Origin of the sequence: Arthrobacter cryoconiti (genome assembly GCF_020905375.1) — a bacterium.
Classification (GTDB): Bacteria; Actinomycetota; Actinomycetes; order Actinomycetales; family Micrococcaceae; genus Specibacter; species Specibacter cryoconiti.
The window spans coordinates 82,734-101,229 of record NZ_JAJJBU010000009.1 but is presented as its reverse complement, the minus strand read 5'-3'; the positions used below and the strand labels follow the sequence as shown (position 1 = coordinate 101,229).

The following is an 18,496-nucleotide window of genomic DNA, read 5'->3' as shown; positions in this document are numbered from 1 at the left end:
CGTGGCCTTTCTAATATGCCAAGGCGCGGTCCAACGCCTCCAGCAAGCGGTCGATGTCTGGTAGGTAATGCTCCTCCACGCGCGCTACGGGGTAGGGCATATGGAAACCCCCCACCCGGATGGCGGGCGCTTCCAAGGAGTAGAAGCAGCGTTCGCTGATACGTGCGGCTATTTCGCCACCGATTCCGCCAAAGGTGGGCGCCTCGTGAGTGAGGATCAGCCGGCCCGTCTTGTTCACCGAGGCTTCCACCGTGTCAAAGTCAATCGGCGAGATGGAACGCAGATCAATGACTTCCACGCTCCGTCCCTCTTCCTGTGCGGCATTGGCAGCCGCCAACGCAACCGGGACAAGCGGCCCATAGGTGACAATCGTGGCGTCGCTTCCCGCACGGAGTACTTGTGCCTTGAATGGATCGCTCGGGGCACTTTCCGTATCCACCTCACCCTTCAGCCAGTAGCGGCGTTTGGGTTCAAAAACAATGACGGGATCCTTGCACGCGACGGCTTGCTGGATCATCCAATAAGCATCGTTGGCGTTAGACGGGCTAATGATGCGCAGGCCGGGCGTGTGGGCGAACAGAGCTTCAGGAGACTCGGAATGGTGCTCAATGGAGCCGATGCCACCACCGTACGGAATCCTGATCACTACCGGTGCACTGAGTAAACCGTCTGAGCGGGTGTGGATCTTTGCCAATTGTGAGGTGATTTGGTTGAACGCCGGGAACACGAATCCGTCAAACTGAATTTCACAGATGGGCCGGTAACCTCGAAGGGCAAGTCCGATCGCGGTGCCGATAATCCCGGACTCAGCAAGAGGAGTGTCGATGACCCGATGGGCGCCAAATTCTGCTTTGAGACCCTCCGTGACGCGGTACACGCCACCGAGCGAACCAATATCCTCACCCATGAGGAAGCTTTTTGAATCATTGGCAAGGGTGGCACGTAGGCCTTCGTTGATCGCCTTGGCTATGGTCATCGTCTTCACGCGGCACCTCCCTGGGAAATCTGTGCAGCAGCGTCAGCGAAAGATGCCTCGTACTGGTCAAACCACGCCAGTTCCTCGGCGACCAACGGGTGCGCTTCGGCATAAACCGTTGCGAATTTTTGTCGGATATCTGCACTGTCCAAGGCTAAGGTGGCCTTCCGAACGTGAGCTGCCATCTCGTCGCCGTCGTGCTTAACTTGTTCGAAAAACTCGTCATCGGCCAAACCTTCGGCACGCAGATAACGCTCCATGCGAATCAGCGGATCCTTGGCCTTCCAGGCTTCCTCTTCGGCCAGCATCCGGTACTTCGTGGGGTCATCGGCAGTGGTGTGGGCCCCGATTCGGTAGGTTGAAGCCTCGATCAAGACGGGGCCCTTCCCGGAACGGGCGTGTTCCAGCGCCCACTGCGTAACTGCATAGACGGCCAAGACGTCATTTCCGTCCACCCGAATGCCAGGCATACCGTAGCCACCCGCGCGATTGACCAGTGGGATCTTGGACTGCACCTCAAACGGCACCGAAATGGCCCAGTTATTGTTCTGGCAAAAGAAAACGAGCGGTGCGTTGAAGGATGTGGCAAACACCATGGACTCGTGGACGTCTCCCTCGCTGCTGGAGCCGTCACCAAAATAGGCTACGACGGCGGCCGGGTCGATTACCTCAGCCGCTCCGGAATCTGCTAGTTCAGCCGCAGCGAGATCCCGATTGATGCCCATCGCATAACCCACGGCATGGAGCGTTTGGGCTGCCAGAACCAATGTGTAGAGGTGGAAGTTGTTTTCTTTGGGGTCCCAACCACCGTTGGAGATGCCGCGGAAGAGCTTCAGGAGATCAGCCAAGTCCAGACCGCGGGCCAGGGCTACCCCGTGTTCGCGGTAGGTGGGAAAGGCATAGTCGGCGGGCTGCATGGCCCTCCCAGAGCCGATTTGGGCGGCTTCCTGTCCGATCACAGGCACCCACAGGGCCAGTTCACCCTGGCGCTGCAAGGCCGTGGCCTCCGCATCAAAACGGCGCACGATCGCCATATCCCGGTAAAAGCCACGCACGGTCTCGGCAGTCAGGGCATCGATATACGGGGTGAAGGTGGCGTCCGCGTGACGGACGCCCTCCACATCGAGCAGTTGGACCATCTCCGCCTGACCAACAACGTGTGGATGCAGCACACCGACGGATGCGCCGGGCTTCTGCCCGTTTATGTCTATGTTGGTGGCAGATTCCTGAGCCGTGCCCATACCGTCTCCTTGTTTGCAAAATCGCTACGTGCTGGCTGGCGGATGAAGCCGCCCCGTCCATCGATACATGCCACAAGAGGAATACATTCCTGTTATCGCATATGTTTCCAATTTCGATTTACAACTGTATCGGCTAGCGCGGCATTTTCACGCCTTCGTTAATCGCTAGGAACGGCCCGGCGCTTTTGTATAGGATGCACAGATCGCCAGGAATCGGCTGTTTGCCTCCACTTCGCCAATGCTGACCCGGACACCTTCGTTGCCGAAAGCCCGAACAGAGAGCGCATGCTCAGCAGCCAATGCCGCGAATTCGGGAGTATTCTCCCCTAGTGCCAGCCAGACAAAGTTACCTTGCGCCTCTGGAATGTTCCATCCCAAAGCTTTGAGCCCGGCCGTGACCCTCTCACGCTCATCAACGAGGCTTTGTACCCTTTCCACAACTTGGTCGTAGTTTTCAAGAGAAGCCACAGCGGCTTGTTCCGCAACAGATGACACGGCAAAAGGCGTTGCTGCCGCGCGCAAGTATGCTGTCACCTCTGGTTGGGACACCGAGTAGCCAACGCGCAAGCCTGCTAGGCCATGCGCCTTGGAGAACGTACGCAGAACCACCACGTTGGGGTACTTGCGGTACATTGCCAGGCCGTCCACGGCATCCGTGGCCCGGACGAATTCTTGGTAGGCCTCATCGATAACAATCACGACGTCGGAGGATACGGAGCGGATGAACGCCTCCGTCTCTTCGGTACGCAGGACAGGCCCGGTGGGGTTGTTTGGTGTGCACAGCAGAACAACTCGAGTGCGATCCGTGACTGCCGCGGCCATGGCCGCTAAGTCGTGGGTGCCATCGGCGCGGACAGGCACCTGCACGCTCTTCGCTCCGGCAAGCCCTACGCAGATGGGATACGCCTCGAAGGAACGCCATGCATACACAACTTCATCTTGGGCGCCGTCATCATTCTGACCGGCAAAAGCAGCCATGATCTGATTCAAGGCACCGAGGGATCCAGCCCCCGTGACGACATCCTCCGCGGGAACGTCTAGGAAAGTTCCTAGAGCGGCGCGCAGTGCCGTACAAGTGGTGTCCGGATAGCGGTGGACTTCCAACTTTCCACGCAACAATTCCAGCACTGCGGGCACTGGACCTAGTGGATTTTCATTGGAAGAGAGCTTGAAGCTCTCCAAACCCGGCACTTCCACCGGCGGCTTTCCCGCCGCATATTTGGGTAAGCGGCCGACGACGGGCCGCGGATGAACGGAAGAATCCTGCGCAGGTGTTTGAGAAGTCATGTCCTTAGCCTAAATCAGGGATTGGACGCACGTGTCTCCAACGGCCGAGTGTCTACTCCAACGGGCGCGTGACCGTCCAACAAAAACGTTCTGATCCTGCCCAGGCTTCGTGAAAAAGTCGGGATTGTGATGAGAGCTCACGGAAACACTGAGGCTTATTCCTCGCGCAGAGCTGACCGTCGTTGCCGGGTTAAGTTCTTCCGCAGATACGTATTAGCGCTAAAAGTAAATGCACGCATATAAGTGCATTGCGTGATGCTCGTTTATCCGTGCATGGTCTATCTGAATTCGCCGGTTTCAGCACTCTCTTGTTACGAGACATATCGGAGGCACGGAGGGGGATCTTTGCCCTGGACTTAGGCCTGTCAGCTGCCCGCGACTCGGCACACGTCAAATCAACTGGCGGCCGTGATGACGATTTTGCCTCGTACGCGGCCAGCAGAAAATACGCGGTGCGCTTCGGCAATTTCCTCAATCGGGTAGATCGCGTGAACTAAGCCACGGATACCGTTGGCGTCTAGGAATTCTCCGAGGGCTTCGAGTGAGCCCGCGGGAGGCTGCCCGGCGAAAGTCTGGATCCGGCGTGATGCGAAGACGCTGGACACCCCGATGGATGCGAGCCCGGCGAGCGAGTCGAACGCGACGCCGACCATACGTCCGTTGGGCGCGAGTGTCCGCCGCCAGGACAACAGGCCCGTCCCAACGGTGTCCATGAGGACGTCCACCTTCCCAACCGAGGCGGGGGTCGCCGTCGAGTAGTCAAAAAAATCGATGGCGCCAAGATCTCTCACAATCCTGTCGGTGGATGCAGAGGCAAGGACGGCGACGCGGGCCCCGAGTGCGGCGGCAATCTGGATGGCGGCGCTTCCGACTCCGCCTGTTCCTCCACGGATTAGGACCCGTTCGCCGGGCTGGAGTCGAGCAACGTCCTTCAGCGCCCTCAGCGCGGTGTATCCACCGACGACCAAACTTGCCGCCTCCACGTCACCGAGCGACTCCGGGGCGCGAGACAGTCGACGAGCATCGACGACGGCAAAATCAGCGGTCAAACCCGTCTCGTTCTTCATCCCAGAAGCGCCGGCTCGTATACCCCAGACACGCTCTCCCGGGGAGAATCCTCGGACGGCCGTCCCGACGCTCTCTACGGTGCCGACCAGATCGATTCCCAGTCCTTGCGGGATTCGTCGCCCAGTGAGGATCTTCAGTTGACCTTCGCGGTGAGAGACGTCTACGGAATTGATACTCGAGGCCGCGACGCGAACGAGTACCTCGCTCGCGCGGGGAACAGGGACGGGCACGTCCGCCACTTTGACTGCTTGCCAATCGCCAAAACGGGTAATCTGCGCTGCACGCATAAGGGCTCCTAGTTACAGGGTAAGTGAAAGATGGCTTCCACTTAGCGACTGTAACATTAACTGAATGGGGTCTTTCACTTGACTAGGATGAAGGAATGACACTACGGTCCGATGCCCGAGACAATCGTGACCGCATAGTCGACGCCGCTGAGCAGCTATACGCGGTTAGTGGGCTTGCGACACCAATGTCAGAGATCGCCCGACGCGCTGGTGTGGGCGCGGCGACCCTTTCGCGACGGTTCCCTACCAGGGAATCCTTGATGGATGCCGTCTTTGCTCGCCAATTGGACTGGTGGATGGACGCAGTGGATGCCGCTGAAAATGCTCCCGACGCTTGGACTGCTCTAATGACCCTCCTCGAAGACGCCTGCGTGCAACAGGCCCACGACGGCGTCTGCGCCGACCTAGTCGTGCGCTCGTTCTTACAGGGTGTGTCATTCGACGACGAGAAAGCCGTCGTCAGAGGATCGGTGGAACGTATCATCCGTCAGGCACAGCGCAACGGAAAGGCGTCAACCGATGTTGCCTGGGACGACGTCGTATTGTTGATCGAGGCCAACGCCGGAGCCGCAAGACTCACGACACCAGGCGCCGAGGGCAGAGCCCGAAGGTTAGTTCACCACTTCATCCGCTCGTTCGCTGCGCGGTGAGAGGTAGGGCCTTAGACGTGCAAATTTAGACAGATCGCAGGCCGGACAAGCGCGGATTCCAATATGCCTCGGAGCAGATCGCAGCTGGTTCTTTCAGCTGCGGGTCCTATGACAGCCAAGCAGTTGAGGCGTCGGAGGTGACCAGATGCTCTTCGAGCCAGATGATGCGGGTCATTTCTTCGACTCCATCCGTCCGATGTCCGTTCCGATCCCACCGAGGGTTTGGCGGGCGTCGTCCCAAGCAATCTCGTCGATGCCGAGTGCATGGCGGAGGAACGCAGCGGCAACCGTGCGGAGGAGGATGACACGCTCTGCGTTCTCGTCCGTCGTTTCCTTAACGTCGTAACCGGGAATCCCACCGAGGGAGTGTTCGCCACCGACCAGGGTGAGTAGGTGCTTCTCACCGGGGCTGTCCGTGTAGGGATCGGCAGACCAATCCGGGCCGCGGGTCGACAGAAGTGAGTCGTCCTGGTCACCGAGCACGATCAGGGTCGGGGTGCTCATGTGATCGAACGTCGGGTTCATGAAGGGGAAGTGTTCAGCGGCGAAAGGGGAGAGATCGCTACCGCGACCGGCTGTGGCCATCAGCACCCCGGCTTGGACGCGTGGGTCCCGGAGGTCTTCGATCGCGCCGGTTTCGGGATCGATGACCCGGAGTCCAAGAAGGATCCCGGTTGTCTGGCCGCCGAAGGAATGCCCGGCGGCCGTGATCCGGTTGGTGTCCACGCGCTCGCGTAAGCCGGGGATGACGGCGAGCACCTGTTCGAGCCGGTCAAGGATGAGTGTTGCATCGGCAGCGCGCTGCTTCCAGATACCAGCCCGCCGCGGGTCGTTGTCGGTCAGGCCTAGGCTGCGGGAGTCGAGGTATGTCGGCTGAATGACGACGAAACCCTGTGAAGCCCAGAAATCAGTAAGAGGACCGTATCCATCAAAGGACTCTCCGTAGCCATGTGAGAACAAGAGAACAGGAAGTTCGTGGCCGGTTAGCGGGGCGGATAGGCGCAGGACCAGGTCACCGCCGCGGCCCGGTACCGGAAGAACGATGGGTTTGACCGACACGTAAGGGGCATCGATGGCGGACAGATGAGTGGTGGAAGGTGCCATTGCAGAAAGGCCTTTCTAGTTGATGTTCTGCGCCATCCGGAGGCGGGTGCGACTGATCGACGACGTTGGTCAGTCGGTGAACGGCGCAGTCGACGCCGAGCTGGGAGCGGATGACGAGGAAGATTGCGTCGGCTTCCGCGGCGGTTTCCCCTCCGGGAGAGACGGCCTCTTACCTTCAGACATCTACTTGCACGTGCAACTATATGATCACTTAGTTGCAGGTGCAAGTTATCGCATAGGATGAGCATATGGCGAAGAAAATGCACGGGCTGAACGAGTTTGAAACAGACCTGTGGGTTGCATTGACGGTGCTGTCCCAGGTTTTCACCCCGGCTATGGATCAGCGCCTGCGTGAGGTCGGGCTGACGTTGTTCGAGTACGGAGCGCTGATGACTCTCTCGGACGCACCCGACCGCGTTCTGCGGATCAGTGAGATGGCAGAGCGGACGTATGCCCCGGTGCCTCGCATGTCGAAAGTTGTCGGGCGTCTCGAGGAGCGCGGCCTTGTACGACGAGCCGCCTCGCCATCCGACCGACGCGTTTCGGATATCGAACTCACTCCTGCTGGCCGGCGAGTTCTCCTGGCAGCGGCAAAAATCCAAGCGCACGCGGCCCGAGAAATGGTCATGGACCGGATCTCACCTACCGATGCCGCAGCTCTGGCATCGATTCTCGGGCCTCTGGTTCACAGTCTGGACCCCGCGGGTCCGCTATAGGACTCGGATAGCCCTCACACTATCTACTTAGAACATGTCACAACCCCGGAGATGCAAGATTGATAGCCAGAGCGGAGACCAACAGTATTGTGAGCCTCAGAAATACCTCAGGTGGCTTTCGCAGAACTATCTGACGCCTCCATGAGGACGATTGCACGACTCCAAGTTACGGCGCAGTCAGTCAAGGGTGCCCCTGAGGGTAAAGAGCAAATCTTCCGTATTCAGTTACGCCAGCGATTGAGTCCTCGAATCAGCTGCTGCAATAAATTTCCAAGCTCTCACAGTTCGCAAGACTCCGTAACCGGCACGGTAGGGACCGCCACTCGGGGGACAGGGCCGTCAACCGCTAGTGATCTCAGCCGCTGGGCATTACATCGCAGAACCTGTTGTCGTGCAAAAACTTCTCTAACGCCGTTATCGATGATTATCTAAAATAAGTCCTCTCCGGGCCTAGCTTTGATCCCATGCTTCAAACTGAAGCTTGGCCGGCTGTGGACATTCGCCAGGCGCTCTTTCGCTAACTCATTAACAACACTGAGGTAGCTCGATTGCCATTGAGCGAGTTGGGCGGGCAGGTCAGTGTCCATCCGTCGAAGACTAACGTCGAAACCAGTCACTTGCTTTTCCTCTCTTCCACGGAGCATCATCCTGGTCGCAGCATTCCCGTCCAGGGTTTTCCTGAGCTGTATTTGTGTTGGAGTCAGAGTGTGTGATTCAAGGCACCCACTATGCGGGGTGGCGAACGGTCAAAGCGGCGCTGGTTTCGGCGTCTCCATCCCAACGCGCAGAATACGTCAAGCGAGAATCGAAGCTGGATCCGCTCAAAGAGTTCATCGATGCGAGGCTGGTGCCCAATCTTGACGCCCCACGCAAGCAGCGGCACGCTACGCTTTGCTAGCATCAATGCAACTCGACGGCGCACAGGCCTAAGTCGAGTTCCAAGGGTTACCTAGCGGTTGACAGGGTCCGCGGCGCCCGCGTCAGGGGTTTGGCTTCGAGCTTCCTCAAGATATGAGTATGCCGTAACCCTCGAGATGTCCAAGCGTGAGGCAATCCTCTCAACGCCTTTGCGCATTTGCAGCACGCCTTGTTGGCCCAACTTTCCCAGCACCGAAATGCGGTCGTCCCGACTCATCTGATCAACCGGCTTGCCCACTTCCCGAATGGCTTCGGCAATCATCACATCCATTACACCAACCAAGTCTTGACCAAAGTACTCATTTGGCTGCTCCGAAGAATCGGGCGAGTCCTGCGGCATCAGGCTATCGAGAAGGTTTCTAGCTTGATGAATCGCACTTACGTCAACGTTTACGCACAACGCCGCGATGATCCGGCCAGACAAGTTGCGAAAATACACGGAGGAACAACGTAGCTGGCGTCCATCACTTGTTAAGCCGCGGTACCCGAAGGCGTTGTGGTCCGCCGACTGGTTGTGAAGCACAGCCGCCCCCAAACTCGAGGAAGGTCCGCCGATCTCTCGACCGGTGACGTGCCCGTTCTCGATCGCCGCGATCGTGTGGCCGAGATCGGGTTTCGGAGCCGAAAGATCGTGCAAAACAACTTCGCAGCCGGGCCCGGCAGCGGCGGCCATAGCGTGCATGACGGGTCGGAACACCATGAGAATGTCGGCCATGGACTCATAGGTCCCCATGTACGCCAAGTTCTCATCGGGGGGCTGTGCGGAAATCATCGTTATAACGTCCTCACTCATAAGGCATTTCTATACGCCAAAGGTCGCATATACAAATCGTAAAGATCCTAGACACATTGTACAAGTGGTGGTAATTTGAATTCAGCCGCGGATTAGTGAGCGGCGTCACTCATGTTTCGCGGCGGGCAAGGAGGCTCCCATGGCAGGACTACAGCAGGTACAGCCGGCAGCACAGATGACGGCACTTTCAAAGAAACAACGCCGTGCCATAGCAGGTGGCGCAATCGGCACCTTAATGGAGTACTTCGACTATTACTTGTACGGATTGGCCTCAGCCACCGTGTTCCCCGCTGTATTTTTCCCTCAGGACAGTGCAGTGGTCGGAACGCTGGCGTCCTTTGCAAGCTTTGCCTTCGGCTTCTTGCTGCGCCCGGTGGGTGGCCTCATATTTGGCCATGTTGGAGACAAGATGGGCCGCAAAACATCTCTGATGATCACAGTCATCGGAATGGGTATCTGCACGGCGGGCATAGGGCTGATACCGTCCGCAAGCACCATTGGCATTGCAGCGCCAATTCTGCTCCTCTTCTTCCGTATGTTCCAAGGACTTTTCGTCGGTGGTGAAATGGGCGGCGCGGCATCAATCGTCGTCGAACATGCACCTGCAGGCCGGCGCGGGTTCTTCGGGGCGCTGCTGATCAGCGGGGCCGGCATCGCTAATGTCGCTTCCGCCGGGCTCATGACGGCGGTCGGATCCGGATCGCAGTCGTTCTTCCTAACTTGGGGCTGGCGGATCCCATTCGTCTTCGCCGCGATTCTCGCTATCATTGCGGTCGTATTGCGCTCCAAGTTGGAAGAATCCGATGAGTTCAAGGAACTTGCAGCCGCACGCGCTCTCAAACCAAAAACCCGCAACTCACCGCTCAAGGATGTGTTCCGGCATCCGAAGAACGCGATTCTAGGAATCCTTATTGGCCTACCGCAAAGCATCGCCGGGTACATCGTATTGACCTTCGGACTTGCCTACATGGTCTCCAAGGGAACTCATGCGCAAGTTGGATTCATCGGCACGATGATCGTTGGCGTCTTGCAGATTTTCGCTGCACCACTTTGGGGGAGTTTGTCGGATAAGATCGGTCGACGCAAGGTCTACATCGGTGGGTGCATCGGCTTTGCCCTACTCATTTACCCCACATTTGCTCTCTACGGCACCCAGGTGGCAGTGCTTATCTGGTTGGGCATGATCATTGGATTCGTTATACCCGGGGTTGCCATGCAGGGCACGCTCCAGACGATGCTAGTTGAAATGTTCGACGTCGAAGCTAGGACCACTGGCGTCAATATCGGTTATCAGATCTCCAATACAATCGGTGGCGGATTCGCGCCCCTCATCGCCACTGCATTATCCGTGGCGTTCGACAGCATATGGCCAGTGATCGTCTATGCCGCGGTTATTTCACTCATCGGTATCGTAGCTACCGCCTTTGCTTCGTTCCGGCCCGACGTCGAGAACGCAGGTCGGCTCTACACGTAACCAGCTTTTCGAGCCCACACGACGTACGCCGATACATTCGGAAATATCCATACAGAACTCAAATTAGAGAAAAGGACACCCCATGACGTCAACTTCCAAGACCGCGTTCCACACCACCCAGGCTCCTCAGCCCGCCGGCCCTTACAGCCAGGGTGTTGAGGCCAACGGGTTCTTCTACACGGCAGGTTTCGGTCCGCAGGACCCCGCCACCGGGGCAGTTCCAGACACCGCGGCCGACCAGACTCGTCAGGTACTTCGTAATGTTCAGACCATTCTCGCCGAGCGAGGTCTCACCATGGACGACTGCGTCAAGACCACGGTGCACCTTGCAAATTTGGCGGACTTCACCGAGTTCAACGAAGCCTATAAGGAGTTCTTCTCAGAGCCGTACCCCGTGCGCACCACCGTCGGATCACAGCTGGCGAACATCCTCGTGGAGATCGACGTCGTCGCCGTCGTGCCCGCAGGCAAGTAGAACAGTAGAGACTGAACAATGACACAAGAGCTAAAGCTTCATCAGCTGGGGAATGCGCACCTATCCCCATGTGACAAGGGAGTCCCAACGCGCGCATTTGGCTTGACCGTGAACGAGTTTCTTGCCAGCGGACCAAAACTCTCCGAGTTCTGGACACCTCTCGTTGCACTGGATGAAAGCGCGATTAAAAGCAACCTAGATCTGATGTCGCAGTGGTGCTCCTCGCGCGGGCTCAAGCTCATGCCGCACGGAAAGACAACCATGGCGCCAGAGCTTTGGCAACAGCAGCTCGATGCCGGAAGCATCGGCATTACGCTTGCCACCATGGGTCAGGTCCGCACCGCGCGCACCTTTGGATTGGAATCCATCATGCTCGCCAACGCCGTCGTCGATGAACGCTCCCTGCGCTACCTCGCCACGGAACTTGCTGACCCGGAGTTTCGCTTTACTTGCTGGGCCGACTCAGTCGAAGCGATCAAGATTATGGAGCGGGCTCTTCGAACCGCTGGTACCCCGCGGCCCGTGGATGTTTGTATTGAACTCGGCGCGCCCGGTGGGCGCACCGGGGCACGCACAGTTACAGACGCGGTTGAGGTCGCCCGGCACGCGGCCGCTTCCGATGTCATCCGTCTGGCAGGCGTGGCCGGATACGAAGGGTCCCTTGGCCATGACCGCTCGGCGGTGGCGTTGGATAACGTACGAAGCTATCTTCAACAGCAAGTTCAGCTCCATGAATCACTGCGTGAGCTCTACGATGAAGGCGAAATTTATGTCACCGCAGGAGGAAGCGCATACTTCGACGTCGTCGCCGAGGTGTATGGAGCCGCGATGGCCGATGACTCGCGAACTTTGTGGACGCTGCGCAGCGGTGCCTACATCACACACGACGACGGGTTCTACCGTCGCATCTCCCCGCTTGACGAGGGAATGGCAGAAAACCATCCGGCCTCCGAAAAACTCCGCCCGGCAATGTGGGGACTTGCCCGCGTAGTGTCACACCCCGAGCCGAGACTGGCACTGGTCGACGGAGGCAAGCGCGATTTCCCCTTCGACGAAGGGCTCCCGATCCCCAGACAGGTGTCCCACGAACTCGACAGCCAATGGAGGCAACTCGACGGTGCCTCGATCCTGGCCATGAATGACCAGCACAGCTATCTAGGACTCACCGACCAGGACGTGGGAATCGGACAGGTGGTCTCGCTGGGCCTGTCACATCCATGCACCACATTCGACAAATGGCACTACCTCCCCATGGTCGCTTCTCGACACAGCGACCATGTCGTAGGCCTCGTCCGAACCTTCTTCTAACCGACAAGTCTGAAAGGAAAACACCATGCGTTTGGTGATGCGCGGCGGCACGATCGTAGACGACGGCGTCATGCGTAAAGCAGACGTCGCAATCGAAGGAACAACAATCACGGAGGTTGGCGACGTCGCGCCATCGACAGGTGATCGTGCCATCGAGTGTCACGGCCGCCTGGTCCTGCCCGGATTCATCGATGTCCATTCACACGCCGACGGACTCGTTGCGGACGACGCCGTTCAACAAGCCGTGCTGAAACAGGGCGTGACGACGGTGGTGACCGGGCAGGACGGAGTCTCTTATGCCCCGGGCAACGGCGAGTACGCGAGCAAGTACTTCGCAGCCATCAATGGCGGACATCCGCAGTATGCCGGGGGCGGCGTAGCCAGCTATCTCGCAGCGGTCGCGGGCCGGTCCCGACTCAATTTCGCCTACCTTGTCCCCGCGGGAACCGTTCGCTCAGAAGTCTGCGGAAGATCAAGTGCTCCCGCCAACGAATCGCAGATCGTCCGAATGGTTGCCTTGGTTGAACAGGGGATGCGTGACGGTGCCGTCGGGATTTCCACCGGGCTGGACTACGTGCCGGGCATCTTCGCAACCGCTGACGAGATCGCTGCCCTGTGCAAGCCAGTCGCTGCCGCCGGAGGGCTCTACGTCACGCATATGCGCGGAGGTTACGAGGCGAATTCTGCCGCCGGTATTTCTGAGATCGCCCACATTGCTGCGGAATCGGGGGCCCGCGTCCACATTTCCCACTTTCATGCGCAGGCTGCCATCATCGGCAGCCAGTTGAAGCTCCTCCGGGACGCGGGAGTGGACACGACCTTTGACGCCTATCCATATACCCGTGGTTGCACGTTGCTGGCCATGCCGCTGCTGCCGCCGGAACTTTCGGTATTGCCGGCCGATACGGTCATCAATCTCATCAGCGATCCGGCTGAGCGCGGGAGACTGCGCCGTGACTGGTTCCCTAAAATCGAACACAACGCGAGTCTGGGACCCGAGTGGCCTTCCATGATCACGCTGGCCCACATTGCCGCCCCTGAATTCGCTTGGGCACACGGCCTCACCCTTGAAGCCGCTGCCGAGCATGCCGGCACCGATGCAATCGAGATCACCTTGGACTTACTGGCCGCCTCCCATCTGGAGGTCAACGCCGTCATGGCGGTACCGCACCAGCGTTCCATCGCAGAGCTGGCCACCATCTTCTCCCAAGAAGGTCATATGGGAGGCTCCGATGGAATCTTCATCGGTGCCCACCCGCATCCACGGGCACGTGGAACCTTCGCCAGATACCTACGTGAATACGTGCGCGAAACACCTACCTGGTCATGGCCAGAAGCAGTGCAGCACTTGTCCACCGCGCCGGCAGCGCGCTTCAGCCTCGGACGACGCGGCCGGATCGCAGCAGGCTGGAAGGCCGACCTCATCGTCCTCGACCCACAAGCGGTCACTGACACCGCCACCTATGAAAAACCCCTCGGCGAAGCGATAGGAATCGACGACGTGCTCGTGGCCGGCCAACAGGTCCTGGCCGGCGGCAGACTCTCGACCATCACACCCGGCCTAGGCCTCCGGCGCGAACACACCAAAAATTAGGGATATCGATGCCACACACTGCACGGGCAACGGCAACCGCCGGACCCATTCCACGTCTGATCACCATTGGCGAGACGATGATGATGCTCACCCCCGAGCACGCCGAACCGTTGGCAACGGCATCAAAACTGAGTCTTCATCCGGGTGGCGCAGAGTCGAATGTGGCCAGCCACGCCGCACACCTTGGCATTCCCTCGGCATGGGTGAGCGTGTTGGGTGAGGACGTTCTCGGCCGCCGCATCCGAACATCCATCGAACGCCACGGAGTCGACGTTCGATGGGTGACCAACAATCCAGATGCTTCTACCGGGGTCTATTTCAAGGACCCCGGACGCGGTGTGCTTTACTACCGCCGCGATTCAGCGGCCTCTCGAATGGGTCCCTCAACGGTGGCGTCCGTGCCACTTGAACAGGCCGAGATTGTTCACCTGTCCGGAATTACGTCAGCACTCTCGTCATCCTGCGCCGATCTTGTCGAGGCCGTGTTCGAACGGGTTGCCGGAAGCGGCGCGTCACTGAGCTTCGACGTCAACTACCGGCCCTCACTCTGGCGTGCCGGCGCAGCGGCACCGGCACTACTCTCCCTGGCCAACCGGGCAGACATTGTCTTTGTCGGCCTGGACGAAGCACAGTCACTGTGGGACTGCGTCACGCCGGAAGACGTCCACGCGATCCTGCCGGACACCGGGCGGCTCATCATCAAGGACGGCGATGTGGGGGCAACCGAATTCAGCGCCGGGACACGGGCGTTCGAACCGGCCATCCCCACCGAGGTGATCGAGGCCGTAGGAGCCGGTGACGCCTTTGCCGCGGGGTACCTCTCTGCGGCTCTTCGAGGAGATCCCACCGCCGTTCGATTGCGGGCAGGCCACGAACGCGCGCGGCTCGTACTGCTTTCCACCAGTGACTTCATCGCCGAACCGGTTCCCACCCAAACCAGCAAAATCTAACCAAAATTCACGCATTCTAAGGACAGAGCAAAGAAATGACTGAAAACGCGCAGTTCAGCGAGATATTCACTACTGCACCACTGATGGCAATTCTTCGCGGCATGGGCACAGAACGAAGCCTCGCTGTCGCGACGATAGCCTGGGACCTTGGCATCGACGTCGTCGAAATCCCCATCCAGACGGAGGAAGACGTCAGTGCCCTGAAAGCTGTTGCTACGGCGGCACGTGAACGCGGAAAAGCGGTGGGCGCGGGCACCGTGGTCTCTATTGAACACGTTCGTCTAGCTGCCGCCGCGGGGGCTTCCTTCACTGTCAGCCCGGGTTTCGACTTGGAGGTCGTTCGGGCATCCTCGGAGTCAGGGATGCCCCCGATGCCAGGGGTTGGATCCGCCACAGAGGTCCAGCTGGCACTGAAGTCCGGGCTGACGTGGCTCAAAGCGTTCCCTGCCTCCGTGTTGGGCACCCAATGGATAAAGGCAATGCACGGTCCTTTCCCACAGGCCAAATTTGTCACAACCGGCGGTATGGATGCTGCCAACGCGGGTACGTTCCTGGCTGCGGGAGCACGCGTTGTCGCCGTGGGTTCGGCCCTTGAAGACCCTGACCAGCTCCCTCGGCTCGCAACGCTGCTAGGCAATGATAGCCCCCGCGGGTCGGCAAGGCAGTAATGCCCACCCGCACCGAGATGCTCGCGTTCATCGAAGCAAAGCTCGCCTACGAGATCGATGCAGTGGCGGCCGCTGGCGCTCAAGCCAGCGGCTCCGCGGTAATCATCGACAGCCGTAAACAGCAATCGTGGGACCACGGCCATATAACCGGCGCGCTGCATTTGCCTGCAGATGCGCTGGATACCCTCCCGGACACCCTCCCCCACGACCGCTGCCTGATCATTTACGGGTGGGGCCCGGGCTGCAACGGTGCAACGAACACCGCACACCGACTGCTCGCGGCAGATTTCGACGTCCGCGAGCTGATTGGCGGCTACGAGTACTGGGTACGGAACGGTTTCGCAATAGAGATGGCAGGAACAATAAGCTACCCTGAACCGGACCCACTCGTCACCGCTGAGACACACTAGTCCCCGGACGCAACTACCGATTGCGCGTGGTGGCCCAGTGACCCACATCCGACTATAAATCTCATCAAAGGAACCATTGATGGGACAACCAGCCGTCACTCCCCTGAGCCAACATCTGATGATGCTAATCGCCCTGAATCGCCGAGTACCCGTGGTTTGCGTGAAACCCTAGAAATCCCAACAATGTGTCTCATCCCGCTATTCTCAACATCAGGGAAAAATAACCTCCGACAAGAAAGTACGGTCGGAAGTTCATGACGCGTCTTGGATGCGCCCGGGTGAGCACCGTGGACCAGGAAACCGAGATGCAGATTCGGGAGCTGGAAGCTACCGGTTGTGAACGGATCTGCCGAGACCATGGGATCAGCGGGACCAAAGCCGGTATGGCCATCGCGGCCGCCCACGGCCGCAAAGCACGACGCCAAGAGTCACGGCTTCCCACCTCAAGGTGAAACTAGCCAACGTACTCAAAAACAAGAACTGCAAGCAGCCGACATCGGCAAAATCATCGGAGCAAGCCGCGCCACAGTCTACCGCTACCTCACCCTGGAACCCGGATAACATCCGATTCCGTCACGTTCAGGGCGTTATTGGCGGCGGCACGAAGTAGGTCCAGCCCCATTCCGCCGGAACACTTGGCGCCTATTGGCAAGAGCTATGCGCGCAAAGCCAAGCTTCCAACTTGTGATCCTAGTCACATTAGAGGTGGGGCATTCCAAAGCATGCCCCCAACGTTCAGTTCATGACCTAGAACGCGCACCCGAGCGAATGAAGTAAGTCGGGCCAGTCCCAGATCATAAGGTAGCTACACGATAGGACAACGAATATGGAATTTGATTACGTTCTCATTGGCGCAGGTTCTGCGGGCAACGTTATTGCCCGCAGATTGCTGGACGCAGGAAAACGAATTGCTGTTCTTGAGGCCGGAGACTACGACATCAATCCGAACATCCCCCCGCTCTACAACCTAGGCATGCTCTGGCATAGTGAACAGGATTGGGACTACTACACCACCGAGCAGGCAGGATGCGCCGGACGGCGTATTCACCTACCCCGCGGAAAGGTCATGGGTGGATCCCATGCTCTCAATGCCACCATATGGGTCCGTGGTGACCGCTGGGATTACACCAACTGGGAAAAGTCAGGATGCCCAGGATGGGGATGGGATGACGTACTGCCTTTCTACAAGACCATCGAAAACTTCGACGGCGGATCCTCGAAAACACATGGCGGCTCAGGGTTACTCGATGTTGTCCAAGACTTTGCGCGCAACCCCATCCAGGAAGACATGCTGGCCGGTGCGCAAGAAATTGGCATTGCATTCAATGAGGATTACAACTCCGGGAGCGTGGAGGGCGTCTCGCGCATGCAACTAAACGTCCGCGATGGCAAACGCTTCAACACCTGGCATGCCTACCTAAAACCGGTAGCGGAGCACCCAAACCTGACTCTACTTACAGGCGCCCATGTGCGCCGCCTTCTCATTGCGGATGGTCACGTGACCGGCGTCGAGTTCGATCATAAGGGCAGCAGACAGATGATTCAGGCCGGGGAAACCATCCTGTCAGCGGGAGCCATCAACACCCCAGAAATACTACTGCGTTCAGGGATTGGTCCAGCCGCGGAATTGCGTGATGCCGGAATCCAAGCGGTTCACGATTTGCCCGGTGTCGGAAAGAACCTACAGGACCACCTTCTCTCTCCCGTCATCTTCACCACCAAAGCCAAGCCGGTCCCCATGGGTGATGTTGCGCCAGCCGAGGTCCACTTCTTTGCCAAGAGCCATCCCGATCTTCCCGTAGCAGACACCCAGCCGATCTTCTTCTCAGTTCCCATGTATTCCCAGGACTACGCACAAGGAGAAATGACCGGGCCCGACAACGCTTTTTCCATGCTCGGCGGTTTGGTTCGGCCACAGAGCCGTGGGGAGATCACCCTCAGCGGCCCCGGCGAGCAGAATCCGCTTCTGATTGATCTGGGCGCCCTCTCGGAGCAGGCCGACGTGGATGCCTTAGTGGCGTCCGTTCGCCAGTGCCGTGAGATTGGGCGCACCCAAGCCTTGGCAGGATGGGAACCGGAAGAAATTTATCCCGGGCCCGGAATTTCTGACGATGAGTTGGAACAATACGTCCGTGAATCAGTGGTGACTTATCACCACCAGGTCGGCACGTGCAAGATGGGGGTTGACGCACTTTCCGTCGTCGACCCCGGCACATTCAGAGTCCATGGTCTGTCCGGGGTGCGTATTGCCGATGCCTCGATCATGCCCCTAATACCCACGGGAAACACCAATGCCCCATCCGTCATGATCGGAGAACGCCTAGCGCACGTGCTCGTGGGCTCGTAATTTAGTGGCCAAGCCGGGAAATGTCTCTACGTGCAGCTGCACATATACCTCGTGGGAATTAGTGCTTTGGCGATGGTTACTTCGTCCCAGAGGGCGGAGTAACGAGATGAAAGCGTGCCTCTTTTCATGGACCAGCCGGGCCCCCGTCGCACCACACGGCGCTAATCAATGCGCGGAAGTGCCAATGAGAATATCTCATTTCCAAGGAACCGAGACACTCCCCCACTGAG

The 18,496-nt window shown here is 58.7% G+C and carries 17 protein-coding genes; 11 read left to right on the top strand and 6 right to left on the bottom strand.

Features of this window, described 5'->3' with window-relative positions:
* Positions 1-10: 10 nt before the first annotated feature.
* From LOH53_RS06065 to LOH53_RS06050, 4 genes are all read right to left on the bottom strand, one after another.
* A complete protein-coding gene (locus LOH53_RS06065; RefSeq protein ID WP_230066836.1) occupies positions 11-985 on the bottom strand; it encodes an alpha-ketoacid dehydrogenase subunit beta in 975 nt (324 codons plus the stop codon).
* Complete coding sequence (gene pdhA, locus LOH53_RS06060; RefSeq protein WP_230066835.1) at positions 982-2,217, bottom strand: pyruvate dehydrogenase (acetyl-transferring) E1 component subunit alpha; 1,236 nt, start codon at positions 2,215-2,217, stop codon at positions 982-984. Before pdhA ends, LOH53_RS06065 begins: the two co-directional genes overlap by 4 nt.
* A gap of 165 nt (positions 2,218-2,382) precedes the next feature.
* A complete protein-coding gene (locus LOH53_RS06055; protein ID WP_230066834.1) occupies positions 2,383-3,504 on the bottom strand; it encodes a histidinol-phosphate transaminase in 1,122 nt (373 codons plus the stop codon).
* Positions 3,505-3,899: 395 nt separating this feature from the next.
* Positions 3,900-4,859, bottom strand: a complete 960-nt coding sequence (locus tag LOH53_RS06050; RefSeq protein ID WP_230066833.1) for a quinone oxidoreductase family protein — start codon at positions 4,857-4,859, stop codon at positions 3,900-3,902.
* 95 nt (positions 4,860-4,954) lie between these two features.
* Here LOH53_RS06050 and LOH53_RS06045 point away from each other — a divergent pair, with 95 nt between their 5' ends.
* Complete coding sequence (locus LOH53_RS06045; protein ID WP_230066832.1) at positions 4,955-5,509, top strand: TetR/AcrR family transcriptional regulator; 555 nt, start codon at positions 4,955-4,957, stop codon at positions 5,507-5,509.
* Positions 5,510-5,680: 171 nt separating this feature from the next.
* Here the strand turns inward: LOH53_RS06045 and LOH53_RS06040 are convergent, their stop codons facing one another.
* Positions 5,681-6,613 carry an alpha/beta hydrolase family protein gene (locus tag LOH53_RS06040; RefSeq protein WP_230066831.1) on the bottom strand — a complete coding sequence of 311 codons (933 nt, stop codon included), beginning with the start codon at positions 6,611-6,613 and terminating at the stop codon, positions 5,681-5,683.
* Between the two features lie 248 nt (positions 6,614-6,861).
* Between LOH53_RS06040 and LOH53_RS06035 the strand changes: the two genes are divergently transcribed.
* Positions 6,862-7,329, top strand: coding sequence for a MarR family winged helix-turn-helix transcriptional regulator (locus tag LOH53_RS06035; RefSeq protein WP_230066830.1), 468 nt, complete (start codon positions 6,862-6,864; stop codon positions 7,327-7,329).
* 949 nt (positions 7,330-8,278) lie between these two features.
* Here the strand turns inward: LOH53_RS06035 and LOH53_RS06030 are convergent.
* Complete coding sequence (locus LOH53_RS06030; protein WP_230066829.1) at positions 8,279-9,040, bottom strand: helix-turn-helix transcriptional regulator; 762 nt, start codon at positions 9,038-9,040, stop codon at positions 8,279-8,281.
* A gap of 139 nt (positions 9,041-9,179) precedes the next feature.
* Here LOH53_RS06030 and LOH53_RS06025 point away from each other — a divergent pair, with 139 nt between their 5' ends.
* The 9 genes from LOH53_RS06025 (at position 9,180) to LOH53_RS05985 (ending at position 18,266) form a co-directional block, all read left to right on the top strand.
* Entirely contained in the window at positions 9,180-10,514 is a 1,335-nt protein-coding gene (locus LOH53_RS06025) for an MFS transporter (RefSeq protein WP_230066828.1), read from the top strand.
* 82 nt (positions 10,515-10,596) lie between these two features.
* Positions 10,597-10,989 (top strand): RidA family protein, encoded by a 393-nt coding sequence (locus LOH53_RS06020; protein WP_230066827.1) that lies wholly within the window; start codon positions 10,597-10,599, stop codon positions 10,987-10,989.
* A gap of 108 nt (positions 10,990-11,097) precedes the next feature.
* Positions 11,098-12,297, top strand: a complete 1,200-nt coding sequence (locus LOH53_RS06015; RefSeq protein ID WP_230066826.1) for a type III PLP-dependent enzyme domain-containing protein — start codon at positions 11,098-11,100, stop codon at positions 12,295-12,297.
* Positions 12,298-12,322: 25 nt separating this feature from the next.
* The gene (locus LOH53_RS06010) at positions 12,323-13,891 is read left to right on the top strand and encodes an N-acyl-D-amino-acid deacylase family protein (protein WP_230066825.1); all 1,569 of its coding nucleotides are present in this window, start codon (positions 12,323-12,325) and stop codon (positions 13,889-13,891) included.
* 8 nt (positions 13,892-13,899) lie between these two features.
* A complete protein-coding gene (locus tag LOH53_RS06005) occupies positions 13,900-14,841 on the top strand; it encodes a sugar kinase (RefSeq protein ID WP_230066824.1) in 942 nt (313 codons plus the stop codon).
* Between the two features lie 35 nt (positions 14,842-14,876).
* Positions 14,877-15,509: a bifunctional 4-hydroxy-2-oxoglutarate aldolase/2-dehydro-3-deoxy-phosphogluconate aldolase gene (locus LOH53_RS06000; RefSeq protein WP_230066823.1), complete on the top strand. Its 633-nt coding sequence runs from the start codon at positions 14,877-14,879 to the stop codon at positions 15,507-15,509.
* On the top strand, positions 15,509-15,919 hold the full coding sequence (locus LOH53_RS05995) for a rhodanese-like domain-containing protein (RefSeq protein WP_230066822.1): 411 nt from the start codon (positions 15,509-15,511) through the stop codon (positions 15,917-15,919). The genes LOH53_RS06000 and LOH53_RS05995 overlap by 1 nt, the downstream gene beginning before the upstream one ends.
* Positions 15,920-16,173: 254 nt before the next feature.
* Positions 16,174-16,371, top strand: coding sequence for a recombinase family protein (locus LOH53_RS05990; RefSeq protein ID WP_230066821.1), 198 nt, complete (start codon positions 16,174-16,176; stop codon positions 16,369-16,371).
* Positions 16,372-16,745: 374 nt separating this feature from the next.
* Positions 16,746-18,266: a GMC family oxidoreductase gene (locus tag LOH53_RS05985; RefSeq protein ID WP_230066820.1), complete on the top strand. Its 1,521-nt coding sequence runs from the start codon at positions 16,746-16,748 to the stop codon at positions 18,264-18,266.
* Positions 18,267-18,496: the final 230 nt, after the last annotated feature.